Raw genomic sequence first — 16,720 nt, 5'->3', positions numbered from 1 at the left:
GTCCGTGTCCCGTGCGCCCGTGTCCCGTCCGTCCATGTCCTGTCCGCTCATGACTGCTCCAGATACCGGTGGACGAGCATCACGGCCATGGCTCCCTCTCCCACGGCGGAGGCGACGCGCTTCGCGGACCGGGCGCGCGCGTCGCCCGCCACGAACACACCGGGAACGTTCGTCTCCAGGTGGTACGGCGGCCGGTCGAGGGCCCACTCGGCCGGTGGCCGCCCGTCCGGAGTGAGGTCCGGTCCCGCCAGGATGAAGCCGTTCCCGTCGCGCAGCACCGTCCCGTCGAGCCAGTCGGTCAGCGGGGCCGCCCCGATGAAGACGAACATCCACTGGGCGTCGACGGCTTCGGTCGCGCCGGTCACGGTGTCCCGCAGGGTCAGCCGTTCCAGGTGCTCTTCGCCGTGCGCGGCCTCGACGACCGACCTGGGCCGCACGGTGATGTTCGGCGCCTCCTCGATCTGCTGGATCAGGTAGTACGACATCGACGCCGCCAGCGACTCCCCGCGCACGAGCAGCGTCACCGACTTCGCGCCCCGCGCCAGGAACACCGCGGCCTGCCCGGCCGAGTTGGCGCCGCCGACGATGTACACGTCCTGGTCCTCGCAGGAGGAGGCCTCGGTGAGGGAGGAGCCGTAGTAGACACCGCGCCCGGTCAGGTCCTCGCAGCCCGGTGCCAGGAGGTGCCGGTAGGACACCCCGGTGGCGAGGATGACGCTGTGGGCGGCGACCTCGGTGCCGTCCGAGAAGCGGACGACGCGAGCAGCGCCGTTCACCTCCAGGCCCGTCACCTCGCGCGCGGTGAGGATCTCGGCACCGAAGCGGGTGGCCTGGCGGCGGGCGCGTTCGGTGAGCTGCCCGCCGGAGACGCCGTCCGGGAAGCCGAGGTAGTTCTCGATCCGGGAGCTCTGACCGGCCTGGCCGCCGGTCGCCGAGCGCTCGACCAGGACGGTCCGCAGGCCCTCGGAGGCCCCGTACACCGCAGCGCCGAGCCCGGCCGGGCCGCCGCCGATGACGACGAGGTCGTAGAAGTCGGCGGCCGGCGTCGTCGCGAGCCCCACCCGGGCGGCCAGCTCGGGTGCGTCCGGTTCGACCAGCGCGGTGCCGTCCGGGGTGACGACCAGGGGCAGCCGGCGGCCGTCGGCCCCCGCCGCGTCGAGGAGACGCCGGCCCTCGGGCTCGTCGGAGGAGTACCAGCGGTACGGCACCTGGTTGCGGGCCAGGAACTCGCGTACGTACGAGGAGCGCGCCGACCAGCGGTGCCCGACCACCTTGGTCGCGGGCACCGGCCGGTGGTCACTGGCGCGCCAGGCCGTCAGGAGGTCGTCCACGACGGGGTAGAGCTTCTCCTCCGGCGGGTCCCACGGCTTGAGCAGATAGTGGTCGAGGTCGACGACGTTGATCGCGTCGATGGCCGCGTTGGTGTCGGCGTACGCGGTCAGCAGGACGCGCCGGGCACCCGGGTACACGCCCAGGGCCTGTTCGAGGAACTCGATGCCGTTCATCTGCGGCATGCGGTAGTCGGCGAGGATCACGGCCACGAGGTCGCCCCGCAGCTTCAGCTCGCGGAGCGCGTCGAGGGCGGACCCGCCGGACTCGGCGCGCACGATCCGGTAGCCGCCGCCGTAGCGGCGCCGCAGGTCGCGGGCGATGGCGCGGGACACTCCCGGGTCGTCGTCCACCGTCAGGATGACGGTCCGTGCCGCGTCGGTGACCTGTGCCATGCGTCTCCGCCCTGCTCACCTCGGACGGCCGGCACGGCGGGCTGCCGACGCCGGCTCCCCGCCCATCGTAGGTTCGATCCCGTGGGACCGCTCCGGAACGCGACGGCCCGTGCGCTGCCGGCGCCTGTGCGCGACGGACCTCCGGGGCGAGGCGGAGCATGCTGGTCCCGGCCGTGCGCCAGACCGTCGCGGGCGCCGTCAGGGCGTGCGCCAGACCGTGACGGGAGCCGTCACGGCGTTGGCCGGCCGGTCGAGGGCGTCGTCACGGCGTGTGCCAGACCGCCCAGACGGAGACCGGCGACAGTGATGTCTCGACGGCCTCCAGGCGCGTGCCCCACTCGTGGCTGCCCAGCTCCTCGGCCAGGACGACGGCGGGGGCGACGCCCCACCGCAGGACCGGCACGGTGCCCGCCTCGGCCCAGGGCGCCAGGGCGGAGCGGGCGGCCTCCGGTACGGAACCGTCCGACCGGAGGGCGGTCGCACCCTCCAGCACGGCGATGTCGCAGATGTCGGCGCCCCGCGCCCGCAGCAGGCCGAGGAGGCCGCGGGTGTACGTGTCCGCACCGGCGGCGTAGCAGGCGTAGGCGCGGGCCAGGGTCAGCACCGGGTCGGGCGCCCCGCTCCGGTCCGCCTCGACGAGACTCCGGGGATCGTGCCCGCCCAGACGCCCCAGCGACACGAGCTCGTCCCATTCCGGGAGGGGGACGGCCGACAGGGGTTCCACCCGGGCCGCGCCTTCGCCGACGTCGAGTGCCAGCGGCAGCGATGGGTGGAGGGGGAACGTCACACCGGTGCCGGTCAGGGACACACACGTCCCCCACGGGGATTCCCTCGGGTCCGCGGTGAGGAGCCAGCCGCCGGATCCGGGCAGAGGCTGCGGCGAGAGGGCACCGTGGCGGCTCCCGTGGAACACGGCTTCCCCCGGGCGGGGGCCGAAGCCGAGGACGGAACACCCCGGAAGGCTCTCCCAGACGTCGGCGCGGACGGCCACGCGCAGCGGTACGGGGCCGATCCCCACCCCGTCGGGCAGGTGGACGTCCTTCTCGGTCCCCTCGATCACCTCGACCACGTCGGACCAGGACCCCCAGGGGAGGTCGACCCGCACCTCGACGTGGCCGGGCTGGACACCGACCAGCGGGTCCTCCTCGATCTCCCGTACGGTCCTCGTCACCTGCCCCACGGTGATGCCGGGGGTGTTCACGAGGGAGCCGGCCAAGGGCCCCGGACCTCCGTCCGGGAGGACGAGACGGACGGCGGTCCTGCGGAACGCCGACGACGCGCGGATCGTCGCCGACACGCCCTCCGGGGCGGCGGAGGCGACGGTGGTGGCGATGTGCGACGCGTACCGCGCGAGCCGCTCGCGATCGTCGTACCGACCGGAGACGAGCAGCCCCCCGTCCCTCCTCGTGACCTCGATCCCGCCCGGCGATTCCGGTGGACCCTCCAGCGTGTTCTCGCCGATGTGCCGAAAGGCGGCGGGTGTGGACCGACCGGCGGCGTCGACACCCTCGACGAACACCCACGCGGTGCCGTCGTCGCCCGCCGCCCATGTGGATCTGCGGGCGCTCTCCTCGATCGGGTCCGGCCGCAGGGTGAAGACGACCTCGCGGTCGCCGTCGTCGATGCGAACCCTCCGGGCGGCCGGTCTGCGCCACGGGGCGTGGCTCTTCAACCGGCACATCACGCTCAGGGTCGTCTCGTGCGGGAGCCGGTTCTCGAAGGGCACCCGCACCGCGTCGCCCGGCGGTACCGGAGCCGCCACGCGGCGCCAGTAGGGTGGACCCTCGACCTCGACGAGGATGGCTCCCACATCCGGTACGGCCGAGGCCGGCTCCACGGCAATGGACAGGCGTGCGGCCGGGGTCGGGGGCAGATGGAGCGGCCACACGTTCCGTGCCGTACCGGCGCCGTACACCTGCACCCCGGGTTCCTGACGGATGCGGGGCTGCTGCGCCCACGCGGTCTCCTTCACGGCCGGCCCGACGGCCTCGGTGACCGCCTTGCGCAGATCGATGCTGACGTCACCGCTGTCGAAGTCCAGGTGGAGGATCTCGGGGGACGGACCGCGTGTGTCGATGGCCGCGAGAAGCTTCGTCAGGAAGAGGCCCCGGCCCTCGACCTCCACCGCCCGCTCGCCCTGCTGGCATGCGAAGCAGAAGACCAACGTGTTTTCGGCCTTGGCGGTGAAGCCCGCGAAAGGCATGCCGGCCGCGATCCGGGAACGCCGGCTCGCGCTGTACGGCAGATTCTGGCAACCGTCCATGACCAGCAACTGTTCCGGGAACGACATGGAGAGGAACAGCTCGATGTAGTCCTCGACGGCGAGATTGGAGAGCACGTCGAGCTCGCCGAGCGACGCCTCCTTGGTGATGAAGAGCCGCTTCGTGGAAGGTTCGTAGATCCCGTGACCCACGAGGAACACGAACAGATGGCTTCCGCTCAGCGCGCGGAGCCGGGCTACGGACTCCGCTATGTCGCGCGCCGTCGCATCGTGCCGGGGAACTCCCGGTCCCAGCGACTCGACCAGCGGCCGGCTCGCCTCCGTCGGCTGTGCGTGCACCAGGATGTGATCGTCCGGTACACCCGCGCCCCGCAACCAGTTCACCGCTTCGCACGCGTCCCGCACCGCGCCGCCGAGATCCTTGATGTCCGGATCGTCGTACGCGTCGATTCCGACGACCAGCGCCCAGCTGTCCGCGTATGAGCTGGTCATGGCCAGTGCTGACCGATCAAGGAGTAGGTCTCCTTCTGGGACCAGTAGGCGCTGTGGGATTCAGGGAACGGGACACCGGCGTCGACCTCCTCGTCGACGATTCCGTCCACGTCCGGGAACGCGGGAGCCGCACGGAACGACAGGAAGTCCGCCGGGCTGTAGATGTTCAGCCAAGGAGTGAAGGGCTTCGCGTCCTGGCCGGGCCGGAGCGAGACGAGGGAGTCCAGGAGATACAGATAGGGCGCCTGTGAGCCGACGGTCACCAGCAGATCGACGTGCGGGGCGTCGTCGCCGGACATCAGATCCACCATCGCGATCCCGCCGAGACTGTGCCCCACGACGACGACGGGACCGTTCGCCGGCAGGTCCGAGATGGCGTTCGCCAGATACGTGCGGACCGCTTCCCCCCGACGTATGTAGAACGCCACGTCGCGAATGAAGTCGGAGAACGGATCCATGAGCTTCGCCCGGTTCTCCCTGACCTGCGCATTGCCGATGCGCATCGCCAGAGGCCCGAACGTCTTCCAGACCGTCCGGGTGAAGATCCCCCTGGTGGGGGCGCCGAACAGGGCGTCGCCGACCGCGTCGACCAACTCCGTTCGCCGGTCGCCGGAGACGGCGACGGGCGACAGCCGCGGAGGATCGGCGGTGCGCTGATCGTGCAGGACGCGGGCGACGACGGATCGGGAGACGGCGTCGAGCAGTTCCGGGTCACCGGCGTCGCCCACGGCTTGCGCGGCTCCGGCCAGGGCCTCCGAGTCGCGTACGAACGCGAGCGCCGAGCGCAGCTCTTCGTCGGCGACCCCTGCGGCCTCCAGAGCCTCGGGTGCCATCTCGGCCTCGTCCAGCCGCTGTTGCAGCTCGACTTCCGTCGGCTGGCCGCCGACCACGATGCCCGTCTCCGCAGACGGCGCGGCGGCCAGCAGCCGCAGTTCGAGCAGGGGATCGTCGAGGAGCAGCCCCCAGGTGGCCGCGTCGGTCGCGCCGTCCTCGGGGGCCTCGCCGTCCGCCGCCGCACGCGTACGTGCCGAGGATTCCGGCAGGACGGGTGTCACGTCGAGGTCGGCAGGGCCGTGCTCCTGACCCCAGGGCGGTCCGACGACGGAGTCGGGTGACAGGGGCAGCGTCCCCACGCCCGTCCGCACCTTCGCGAGTGTCTGCTCCAGCCCCTCGCGGACCCCCGTGCCATGCACGAATACAAGTGAGCCCTCCATCACGCACGCCTCCTGGGCATCTGACGGGCATCTGACGGGCAACTCGAAAGCGCCGGTGAGCCTGGGCGCCTGCACGGGAACGTGCTTCCTCTTCCAGCTTGCGACCGCCCGGAGCCCCTGTCCATTGCGCCGGGCGCGCTCGGCCGCGCCGGGCTCCGTCGCGCGCGTCAACGCCCGTCGGTGGACGCCCTGGCGTCCCGGTCGCCGGAGTCGTCCGCCTTTCCCGGACACCCGCCGACGCCGTACCTTTCTTCGCCTGCTCCCTTACGCACCGGCGCGTTTCCGCCTAGCCTCACCACAGCTCGCAAGTTACCGGCCGGTCAATGAATCGTTGACGGGCAGTCCGGTCCCGGGGGGTCGAGATGAGTTCCGCGCAGCACCTTCCTGAAAGCCGCCCGCAGTCAGTGGCGCACATCTTCCTCTCCAGGGTCGAGGCCACGCCCGACCGGGAGGCCTACCGTTACCCCGTGGCGGCCGGGCACGGCGCCGCGGGCACCGAGGAATGGCGCTCGCTGACATGGGCCCAGACCGCGGAGCGCGTGAAGGCGATCGCGGCCGGCCTGCTCACCCTCGGGCTGCGGCCCGAGGAGCGCGTGGCCATCTCCTCCTCGACACGGGTCGAGTGGATCCTCGCCGACCTGGGCATGATGTGCGCCGGCGTCGCCGCGACCGCCGTCTACCCGAGCACCGACGCCGAGGAGACGGCGTACATCCTCGCCGACTCCGGCAGCCGGGCGATCTTCGTCGAGAACGCCGGACAACTGGCCAAGGTGGCCGCCCACACGGAAAGCCTGCCCGGGCTCGACACCGTCGTCGTCTTCGACCCGGAGCCGGACATGCCGGAGGCCGAGGGACTGGACGTGCTGACCCTCGCCGAGCTGGAGAAGCGGGGCACGGCGCACCTGCGGAAGCATCCGGAGGCGGTCGACACGGCGGTCGGGGCCATCCGGCCGGACCAGCTCGCCACCCTGATCTACACCTCCGGCACGACCGGCCGTCCGAAGGGCGTGCGCCTGGTCCACGACTGCTGGTCCTACCAGGCCGTCGCGCAGGAGGTCAGCGGGCTGCTGCTCCCCGACGACGTGCAGTTCCTGTGGCTGCCGCTGTCCCACGTCTTCGGCAACGCCCTGATCGCGGGTCAGGTGAAGACCGGCAGCGTGATCGCGGTGGACGGCCGCATCGACCGCATCATCACCAACCTGCCCGCCGTCCGGCCCACCGTGATGGCGTCCGCACCGAGGATCTTCGAGAAGGTCTACAACGGCATCGCGGCCAGGTCCAAGGCCGAGGGCGGAGCCAAGCACAAGATCTTCCTGTGGGCGGCGCGGGTCGCCCGCGACTACGCCAGGACCGGGCAGGAGACCATGGTGGCGACGGGACGGCGCTCGCTGCCCCTGTGGCTCTCCGTGCAGCACGCCGTCGCCGACAGGCTCGTCTACGGCAGGATCCGTGCGGCCTTCGGCGGCGAACTCCGCGGCAGTGCCTCGGGCAGCGCCGCACTCGCCACCGACATCGGCTACTTCTTCGCCGGCGCGGGCGTGCCCGTGCTGGAGGGCTACGGACTGACGGAGACCAGTGCGGCCGTCACGGTCAACCCCGTCGAGAACTTCCGGGTGGGCACGGTCGGCAGACCCCTGCCCGGCACCGAGGTCCGCATCGCCGAGGACGGGGAGATTCTCCTGAAGGGCCCCGGCGTCATGCGGGGTTACCACAACCTCCCGGAGAAGACCGCCGAAGTGCTGGAGAGCGACGGCTGGTTCCACACCGGCGACATCGGTGAGATCGACAAGGACGGCTTCGTCCGGATCACCGACCGCAAGAAGGACCTGTTCAAGACCTCGGGCGGCAAGTACATCGCGCCCACCGAGATCGAGAGCCGGTTCAAGGCCGTCTGCCCGTACGCCGGCAACATCCTGGTCATCGGCAACAACCGCAACTACTGCACCGCCCTCATCACTCTCGAAGAGAGCGTGATCATGCCCTGGGCGGAATCGCTGGGCCTCGGCGGGCGCAGCTACGCGGAGGTCGTCTCCTCGCCGGAGGCGCACGCGCTGATCGACGGCTTCGTCCAGCGCGTCAACGGCGACCTGCAGCGGTGGCAGACGATCAAGAAGTTCGCGATCCTGCCGCGCGACCTCGACATCGAGCACGGCGAACTCACCCCGAGCCTCAAGGTCAAACGGCCCGTCGTGGAGCGGGAGTACGCCGAGGTCGTCGAGGCCATGTACGAGGGCGCCCGGGAGGCGTGACGCCCGTCTGAGCCCGCCCCGCAGGCCCGCCCCGGGCGCACCGGGTGCTCGATCTCGGCACCCGGTGCGGCGCCCGTCTACGCGGAGGCCCTGCCCAGGCCCCCGGATCCGCCGTTCGTGGGCGGGTACGCGGGCCGCTCCGGTATGGCCGGGGAACCGTGGGGCGACGGAAGGGGCGGCAGGGACGGCTGCTGCAGCCAGGCCCTCAGCAGTCCGTCCACCGGCTCCGTCGCGTAGCGGGACACATGGGCCGTGAACGTCGCCGTGGTCACCACACCGTGGCGGTGCACGGTCGCCCAGTCGCGCAGCATGCGGAAGAAGGCACCGTCGCCCAGGGCGCAGCGGATCGCGTGCACGGTGAGACCCCCGCGCTCGTACAGACGGTCGTCGAACATCAGCTTGCGCCCCGGGTCGGCGAGCTTCAGGTCCTGCGGCTGCGTGGCGAGCAGCCGGTGCGCCGTCGCCGCGAGCTCCTGCGCGGTACGGCCGCCGGAGCGCTCCGACCAGAGCCACTCGGCGTACTTGGCCAGGCCCTCGTTCAGCCAGATGTGCCGCCAGTCGGCGATGGTCACGCTGTTGCCGAACCACTGGTGTGCGAGCTCGTGCGCGACGAGGCGCTCCGAACCGCGCGCGCCGTCCAGGTGGTTGGCGCCGAAGAGGGAGAGCCCCTGGGCCTCCACGGGCACGTCGAACTCCTCGTCGGCGACGACCACCGCGTACTCGCCGAACGGATACGGCCCGAAGAGCTCCTCGAACAGCTGCATCATGGCGGGCTGCCGGGCGAAGTCGCGCGAGAAGCGGGACAGCAGATGCGCCGGCACATGGGCGCTCTGCGGCACCCCGCCGAGCCCGGGGTCCCCGAGCAGCACCGTCTGGTGCATGCCGATGGAGAGCCCGACCAGATAGCTGGACGTCGGCGCGGACTGCTCGTACACCCAGGTGGTCGTGCTGGCCTTGGTCGTCCGGGTGAGCAGCCGGCCGCCCGCCACCACGGTGTACGCGGAGGGGGTGTTGACCGAGATCTGGTACGAGGCCTTGTCGGCGGGACGGTCGTTGCACGGGTACCAGGAGGGGGCTCCGACGGGCTGGCTCGCGACCAGGGCGCCGTCGGTCAGCTCCTCCCAGCCGAGCCCGCCCCACGGGCTGCGCACCGGCTTGGGATTGCCCGCGTAGTGCACCTCCACGGTGAACGCGGCGCCCGCGGACAGCGGCTTGGCCGGCCGGACGCGGAGCCTGCCGCCGCGGTGGGCGTAGTGCGGCGCACGGCCGTTCACCAGGATCCGGCCGACCTTGAACTCGGCGAGGTTCAGCTGGAACTCGGTGAGCGGCGCCCGGCCGGCGATGGCGCTGAGCCGCGCCGTCCCGGCCAGCCGGTTGGGGCCGGGACGGTACTCCAGAGCGAGTTCGTACCGATGCACGCGGTAACGGGAGTCGCCGTGGTCAGGGAAGTACGGGTCCGATGCCGTTGTCCGCTCGCCGCTCACTGCTGCTCCCGCTCCCTGCCCCGTGCTGTGCTCGTGCTGCCGTTCAGGCCCGCCACGCCTCGATCGGATTGCCCAGCCAGCGGGTGTCGGCGGGGACGGATTCCCCGGCCATCACGAGAGAGGCGGGACCCAGCGTGCTGCGGGCCCCGACCGAACTGCCGGGCAGGACGATTCCGCCCGGGCCCAGGGTGGCGCCCTCGCGGAGGACCACAGTATCCGTCCTCAAGATCCGGTCGTGGAAGAGGTGAGTCTGCAAGACACAGCCACGGTTCACGCTGACCGCGTCACCGAGCACGACCAGGTCCGTCTCGGGCAGCCAGTAGCTCTCGCACCACACGCCCCGGCCGATCCGGGCCCCGAGCCCGCGCAGCCACAGGTTGAGCAGCGGCGTACCCGGCACCGATCCGACCAGCCACGGCACGGCGAGGACCTCGACGAACGTGTCGGCCAGCTCGTTGCGCCACACGAAGCCGGACCACAGCGGGTGCTCACCCGTCCGGTGCCGGCCCACGAGCAGCCACTTCGCGGCCACCGAGACGAGGCACGCGGCCGCCCCGGCGGCGAGCAGGACCGCCCCCGACAGCAGCGCCGTGCCCCAGACCCCCACGCCGGTCGCCGTGGCCAGGGCGCAGAGGGCCGCCACGGTCAGGACCGCGAGGGCGGCCGAGGAGAACACCGGGAGGAGCCGGAAGAGCTCCACCAGACCGCGCGCCCACAGCAGCCGCGCGGGCGGGTCGTACGTCCGGCTCCGGTCGGAGTCCGCCGCGGACCGCGGCAGCCTGACCGGGGGCAGGCCCAGGTACGAGCTGCCCTTCTTGGCCTTCTTCGGCGTCGCCGACAGCACGCCGACCAGTCCGTCGTCCGGCACCGTGCGGCCCGGCGCGGTCATGCCGGAGTTGCCGAGGAACGCCCGGCGGCCGATCTCGGAGTGCCCGATCCGGACCCAGCCGCCGCCCAGCTCGTACGGGGCGGTCAGGGTGTCGTCGGCGAGGAACGCGCCCTCGCCGACCGTCGTGAGGCTCGGCAGCGCGAGCACCGTGGACACCTCGGCGCCCCGGCCGATCTTCATCCCGAGCAGCCTCAACCAGACCGGGGTGATCAGCCCGGCGTACAGCGGGAACAGGGTCTCCCGCGCCAGATCCATCAGCTGCGTGACGGTCCACGCCTGCCAGGCGACCCGGCTGTGCGTCGGATGGCTGCCGGTGCGAAGCCCGAGGCTGAGCAGCCGCACCGAGACGAGCACGAGCGACGCGTACGCGAACCCGTAGGCCAGCGCCCCGGGCACCACGGCGAGCAGCGCTCCCCGCAGCGCCTCGGCGAGCCCGGCGTCGCCGGGCACGAAGCGGCTCACGACGAGCAGCGCGGGCAGGGCGGCGAGCAACGGCAGAGCCGTGAGGAGGAAACCGGTCGCCCCGTAGACCGCCCGCCAGCGGAGCGGCCGTGCCGGCCGCTCCTTGGGCCAGTTCCGCTTGGCCTTGCCCAGCTTGCCCGCGGGCGCACCCGCCCAGCGCTGCCCGGTCGGGATCTGTCCCGCCACGGCGGAGCCGGGTGCCACCTCGGCCCGCTTGCCGACCCGCGCCCCGGGGAACAGCAGGCTGCGAGTGCCGACCACGGCGCCCGCGCCTACCTTCACCGCGCCGATCTCCAGCCGGTCGCCGTCCAGCCAGTAGCCGGAGAGGTCCACCTCGGACTCCACGGCGCAGCCGCGGCCGAGCTTGAGCATGCCCGTGACCGGCGGCAGCGAGTGCAGGTCCACGTCGGGGCCCACCTTGGCGCCGAGCGCCCGCGCGTACCGCTCCAGCCAGGATCCGGTGAGCGAGGTCGCGCCGGCGAACTCGGCGAGCCGCTCGGCCGTCCACAGCCGCAGGTGGACGCTGCCGCCCCGCGGGTGGCGTCCGGCCTTCACCCCGCGCAGCAGCAGCCGTGCGCCACCCGCGGCGATCGCCAGCCGGCCGGGCGGACTGAAGAGCACCGCCGCACCGGCGGCCACCACCCACCACGAGGCGGTCGGCGCCCACGCATAGGACCCGAACCGGTGCAGGACGTTGCCCAGTGCGAGCAGCGCCACCGTCCAGCGGAGCCCGATCACCGTGAACAGCGGAAGCATCAGGACGCTCTGGAGGAGCCCGGCCCGGAACGGAACCGGCGGAATCGTCCGTACGGCTCCGTCGTCCTGGACGGACCTCTCCAGGCGCCGGGCCAGCTTGCGCAGGGTGGGCTGCTGGTAGATGTCGACGACGGCCGCGCTCGGATAGCGGGTGCGCAGCCGGGTGGTGAGCTGGGCGGCGGCGAGGCTGCTGCCGCCGATCGCGAAGAAGTCGTCGGCGGGGCCGGTGACGGCCACACCGAGGGTCTCGCTCCACTGCTCGGCGAGCCAGGCCTCCGTGCCGTACAGCTGCTCGGAGGGGCCGCTGGTCTCCAGGTCGGGCAGGGGCCACGGCAGCGCGTCCCGGTCCACCTTGCCCGACGTACGGGTGGGCAGTTCGGCGACGGGCGCGAGAAGCGGCACGAGGGCCGCGGGAAGCTCCGCGCGCAGCCGCTCGACCGCCGCCGCGTGGTCCCAGCCCTCCTGCGTCACGAGATAGCCGACGAGCAGCTGGTTGCCGCTGCGCGCGGTACGGACGGCGGCGGCCGCGCCGGCGACACCGGGCAGGCCCTGGAGGGCGGAGTCCACCTCGCCCAGCTCGATGCGGCGGCCGCCGAGCTTGATCTGCTCGTCGCCGCGGCCGAGGAAGACCAGACCCTCCGGCTCGGCACGGACGAGGTCGCCGCTGCGGTACGCGCGCTCCCAGCCGAGGGATTCCAGCGGGGCGTACTTCTCCGCGTCCTTCTCGGGGTCGAGGTAGCGGGCGAGCCCGACGCCGCCGATCACCAGCTGACCGCTGCCGCCCATCGGCACCGGTTCGCCGGACTCGTCGACCACCGCCAGCTCCCAGCCGTTCAGCGGGAGACCGATCCTGATCGGCTCCTCACCGGTCAGCAGGGAGGCGCAGGCGACGACGGTGGCCTCGGTGGGGCCGTACGTGTTCCACACCTCGCGGCCCTCGGTGACCAGGCGCTGGGTCAGCTCGGGCGGGCAGGCCTCGCCGCCGAAGATCAGCAGCCGGACCTCGTCGAGGGTCTCCGGATCCCAGAGCGCGGCGAGGGTCGGCACGGTGGACACCACGGTGATCTCCTGCTCCACCAGCCAGGGACCGAGGTCCGCGCCGCTGCGCACCTGCGACCGGGGGACGGGCACCAGGCAGGCGCCGTAGCGCCAGGCCAGCCACATCTCCTCGCAGGAGGCGTCGAAGGCGACGGAGAGGCCCGCCATGACCCGGTCGCCGGGTCCGATCGGCTCGTCGACGAGGAACAGCGCGGCCTCGGCGTCCACGAACGCGGCGGCGCTGCGGTGGCTGACGGCGACACCCTTGGGCTTGCCCGTGGAGCCCGAGGTCAAGATGATCCACGCGTCGTGTTCGGGCCCGGGGCGCCCGGCGGCGGCACCGTCGCCCTCCCGCCCGGTGACCTCGATCCGCTGCTCCGCGCCGACCACGGCCCGCACACCGGCCTCGCCGAAGACCAGCTCGGCCCGCTCGTCCGGGTCCTCGGCGTCGACCGGTACATAGGCGGCTCCCGCGGCGAGCACGGCGAGGACGGCCACGTACAGCTCGTTCGTCCCGGACGGCACCCGGACGCCCACCCGGTCGCCGAGCCCCACACCGGCGGCCGCGAGCGCGCGCCGCCGCCGCTCGACCTCCACCGCCAGCGCCCGGTAGGTCAGCCGGGTGTCGCCGTCGTCCAGGGCGAGCTCGTCGGGGTAGGCCCGTACCGAGGCCTCGAAGATGTCGACGAGGGTGCGCACCGGGGCGGCGGGCCCGGCGGAGAACCGGGCGGACTTCCCGGGCTCCTCCTCCCACGCGTCCCCGTCGTGGAGCAGAGTGGTGTCACCGTGCTCGGGTGTGGCTGCCATCGGACCTCGCGTCTCGTTCCCGGCAACGTCCGGGTCGTCGGGCGGAGCCCGGGTCTGCCCGGGTTGTTCCGATCCGACGCCAAACAGCCCGCCAGTCTAGTGCGTCGGCCAGGATTCTCCGGTCGACACCTTGCGCGTGGCTGGTTGAGGACGGTATTGGAGGCGGATTCAGGATGACCGTACGGTGACCGGTGCCGCTGGGGCGCCCGCCTGCTCAGCCGCCCGCCGACAGGGTGGCCACCCCCGGACCGCGGAGATCGTCCAGCACAGCCTTGCGCCCGGTCACCGCAAGAAGCAGGGACAGCGCGGGGCCCTCCGCCTCCGGCCCGGTTCCGGCCGTCAGGTCGGTGTCCGTCGCCGTGATCCGGACGCGGGACAGGAGTTCCTTCGCTCCACCGAACGACACCGGGGTGCGCGCCTGGAGACGGAGGGCCCGGACGACGGCCCGCGGCGGATAGGAGCGGGCCAGGCCCAGCGGCCGACGGATGTCCTCCCCGTGGACGATCTCCTCGACGAGCCGGCTGTCCAGCGGTGCGGGAGGCGCCGAAGTCCGCGACGCGACCCGGCGGAACCGCTCCAGCGTCTCCTGCGGAGTGGTTCCGCGCTCGCGTTCCACACCGCGCGTGTTCTGGCGGTCGAAGTCGAACCGTGCGAGCACCATGTCCCTGAGGAAACCGAGGCGGGTCGCGCGGGCGTTGTCGACCAGATGGGCGAGCACGTCGTGCACGGTCCAGCCGTCGCAGAGCGACGGCTCCCGCCACTGCTCGTCCTCCAGTTGCGCCAGGTCGCCGATCAGGGCCGCCCGCTCGGCGTGCACCATCGGCCAGACGTCGTCCGTCACTGTCTCTCCCTCATCGGCTCGTTCATGCCGCCAGCGCCGCCCGCACCTCGTCCGCCAGGGCGAAGGGGTCGCCCGTGGGCGTCGTCGGGTAGCGCCGGTGGCCCCGCGCCCAGGCATCGTCCCGCGCGAACCAGTCGACGGCGACCGGCGCGGTGCCGTTCACCAGCGCACGGTCGAGACTCGCGAAGTAGGCGGCCCAGCGCGGCGCGTAGACGTCCTGGACGAGGCCGGACCATTCACGGTTGGCGTAGTCGCGCAGACCACCCGCCTCGCTCGGTCCCCTGCCGGCCCAGGTGGTGAGGATCGAGCGGGCGTCGTACTCCAACCGGTCCCGTTCCTCCGGGTCGGCGCCCCAGGCGCGCGCGTCGGCCAGCCAGGGACCGATCAGGAACCGCCGGTCGGAGCCGACGAGCCGCCCCAGCAGCTCCTCGTGAGCCTGCCACTCCCGTACCAGCGCCCGGAAGCCCGTCAGGTCCCCGGCCTCGTAGGCGGCCTTGACGCGCGGCAGCAGCACCCGGCCGCGGTTGGTGAGCGCCTGACGCGCCACGTCCACGAGGTCGAACCGGTACGCGTCCGTCTTCCGCAGCCGGGGCGCCACCTGGAGCAGTTCCACGAGGGCCCGCTCGACCGTCGCGGCGTCGTACCGCATGGCCTTCGGGCTCCATTTCGCGGCGGTGGCCGCCGTCAGACCCGGGCGTGCGGCGAAGAGGCTGTCCTGCGGCTCGCTCCAGGTACCGGACCGCATGCTGTACGGGCCGAGGCGCAGCTGCTCCCACGCCGCCGCCGCGTGGGGATCCGTACCGCCGTAGCGTCGGGCGGCGTAGGCGGCGAACCAGCCCTTCTGGTCGATCGGATCCGGCTGCCAGGCGAGTTCGGTGAAGAGGTCGAAGGCGGCGGGGTTCCCGCCGGTGCCCTCGGGGAGGTACGCGATGCCGCGCAGCGCGCTGCCCTGCTCACCGAGCCAGGCGTGGAAGCGGTCCACCCACGCGCCGGTGTTGGCGCCGATGCTGGTGTGGCCGCCGAAGTTGGGGATCGTGCCGAAGGCGTACGGCGTCCCGCCCCACCGGGCCTCGCGGTCGAGCCCGTCGTACCGGTCGGAGAGGCCGTCGACGATCAGGACCCGGCGGCGGTCCACGCCGCTCAGGAGGGCCGGGGTCGGGTTGTTCTGCCAGCCGAGCATGACCCAGGTGGCGCCGGGCCGCGCCGTGTCCAGGGCCCGCTGGACGGCCCCGGCCGCCGCCCCGACGTCCACCGGGCCCGCGACCCCGCCCTCGTGCAGCAGGTCCATCTTGAACATGTCGGTGACACCGAACCGTGCCTGCTGGAAGCGGTAGTAGGCGGCGGCGAGCGGGGCGAAGACGGGCCCGGTCGGATCCAGCCAGTACGGCCGGTCGAAGCCCACCCACGTGCCTTGTGGAACGGTGACCGCGCCGTCGTTCCGCGCGGCGAAGTCCGAGGGCACGGTGCCGAAGAAGCCCGGCAGCACGGGCGTCATCCCGAGCGAACGGAGGTGGCTCGCGACCCGTCCGCCCAGCGCCGCCCGGGCCTCGACGAGCTGTTCGGAGACCGGCCCGCCGAACCCCGACAGGTTCTGCAGCAGCCACCAGCCCTGATGGGCCGGGGCGGGGATCCAGTCGCGCAGCTCCGCCGGGCTGTAGCCGAACTCCTGGAGCGCCCGGTAGTACGGGTACTCGGCCCCGGTCGGGACGAAGACCTCGTTCACGCCGTGCAGTGCCATCAGGTCGATGTCGTGCTGGTAGGAGGCGAAGTCGCGGTAGGCGCCGGAGTACCCCTCGTCGGTGTCGTTCAGGGCGTAGCGGTGGGGCACGGAGGCCGACCGGGTGATGGTCCCGGCGACCGCGGGGAGCGTGCCGGGCAGCCGGCCGACGCTGGAGCCGGGCCATCCGATGTCGACCCCGGCGACCCGCTCCAGGTACCAGCCGACACCGGTGAGGAGCGTGGCCGGCGAGGTGCCCCGGACCACGATCGCCCCGGCCTCGCCCGAGACCGCGAAATAGTCGCCCGAGGCGGGCTCCTCGACCGGGACCAGGGTGAACTGCGCCGCCCGGGAGGGCAGCAGGCGCTTCAGGCTCGCCCGTGCGGGCGCGGCGTCGAAGAGGACGGGCGGGGTGTCCGCGGCCGACCGGGTGCCGGCGGCGGGCGCGACCGATCCGGCGGAGGCGGGCCGCGGGCCGGGGGCGGGCGTGGCCGCCGAGAGCGGTGGCACGCCGGGCGCGGTCGTCATGACGGCGGCGAGCGCCGTGGTGACGAGGACGGCACGGCATCGAAGGGTCAGGCGACGGCCCATCTGGCTCCCTGCTGCGGGTCGAGCGGAACGGCGAGGCGTGCTTCGGGAGGTCCGGTCGACGAAGACTAGCGACATCGCGCCCAGCGGGGCTGCGGGCGCGCCCTCCTGACGGGGCGCCGGTGGGCCGGCGGCGCCGGGCGGCCCGGGGAGTGGGGGAGAACCTGCCATGTACGGATGATCGGTCCCGGGCGCCGGTATCGGCATGCGCACCCGGCGCCCGGGACCGATCATCCGT

At 72.8% G+C, this 16,720-nt stretch carries 8 protein-coding genes; 1 reads left to right on the top strand and 7 read right to left on the bottom strand.

What is annotated here, in order from left to right; all coding sequences use genetic code 11:
- Positions 1-47 precede the first annotated feature (47 nt).
- The 3 genes from AOK00_RS17250 to AOK00_RS17240 all read right to left on the bottom strand — a co-directional run bounded on the left by AOK00_RS17250 (position 48) and on the right by AOK00_RS17240 (position 5,630).
- Positions 48-1,724 (bottom strand): FAD-dependent oxidoreductase, encoded by a 1,677-nt coding sequence (locus AOK00_RS17250; protein WP_055601200.1) that lies wholly within the window; start codon positions 1,722-1,724, stop codon positions 48-50.
- Between the two features lie 262 nt (positions 1,725-1,986).
- Positions 1,987-4,437, bottom strand: a complete 2,451-nt coding sequence (locus tag AOK00_RS17245; RefSeq protein WP_055601199.1) for a caspase family protein — start codon at positions 4,435-4,437, stop codon at positions 1,987-1,989.
- Entirely contained in the window at positions 4,434-5,630 is a 1,197-nt protein-coding gene (locus AOK00_RS17240; RefSeq protein ID WP_159041778.1) for a hypothetical protein, read from the bottom strand. The genes AOK00_RS17245 and AOK00_RS17240 overlap by 4 nt, the downstream gene beginning before the upstream one ends.
- A 383-nt stretch (positions 5,631-6,013) precedes the next feature.
- On the opposite strand from AOK00_RS17240, the gene AOK00_RS17235 reads away from it, so the two are divergent.
- Positions 6,014-7,900, top strand: coding sequence for an AMP-dependent synthetase/ligase (locus tag AOK00_RS17235; RefSeq protein ID WP_055601197.1), 1,887 nt, complete (start codon positions 6,014-6,016; stop codon positions 7,898-7,900).
- Positions 7,901-7,977: 77 nt separating this feature from the next.
- On the opposite strand, the gene AOK00_RS17230 is transcribed toward AOK00_RS17235, so the two are convergent.
- The 4 genes from AOK00_RS17230 to AOK00_RS17215 all read right to left on the bottom strand — a co-directional run bounded on the left by AOK00_RS17230 (position 7,978) and on the right by AOK00_RS17215 (position 16,485).
- Positions 7,978-9,384, bottom strand: coding sequence for a M1 family metallopeptidase (locus AOK00_RS17230; protein ID WP_055601196.1), 1,407 nt, complete (start codon positions 9,382-9,384; stop codon positions 7,978-7,980).
- Between the two features lie 43 nt (positions 9,385-9,427).
- Complete coding sequence (locus AOK00_RS17225) at positions 9,428-13,336, bottom strand: Pls/PosA family non-ribosomal peptide synthetase (RefSeq protein WP_055601195.1); 3,909 nt, start codon at positions 13,334-13,336, stop codon at positions 9,428-9,430.
- A 214-nt stretch (positions 13,337-13,550) separates the two neighbouring features.
- Positions 13,551-14,156: a maleylpyruvate isomerase family mycothiol-dependent enzyme gene (locus AOK00_RS17220; protein ID WP_055601201.1), complete on the bottom strand. Its 606-nt coding sequence runs from the start codon at positions 14,154-14,156 to the stop codon at positions 13,551-13,553.
- Positions 14,157-14,199: 43 nt separating this feature from the next.
- Complete coding sequence (locus AOK00_RS17215) at positions 14,200-16,485, bottom strand: alpha-N-acetylglucosaminidase (RefSeq protein WP_055601194.1); 2,286 nt, start codon at positions 16,483-16,485, stop codon at positions 14,200-14,202.
- Positions 16,486-16,720: the final 235 nt, after the last annotated feature.

Source organism: Streptomyces aureus, from assembly GCF_001418135.1.
Taxonomy (GTDB): Bacteria; Actinomycetota; Actinomycetes; order Streptomycetales; family Streptomycetaceae; genus Streptomyces; species Streptomyces aureus_A.
This window is presented reverse-complemented; position numbering and strand designations above follow the sequence as displayed.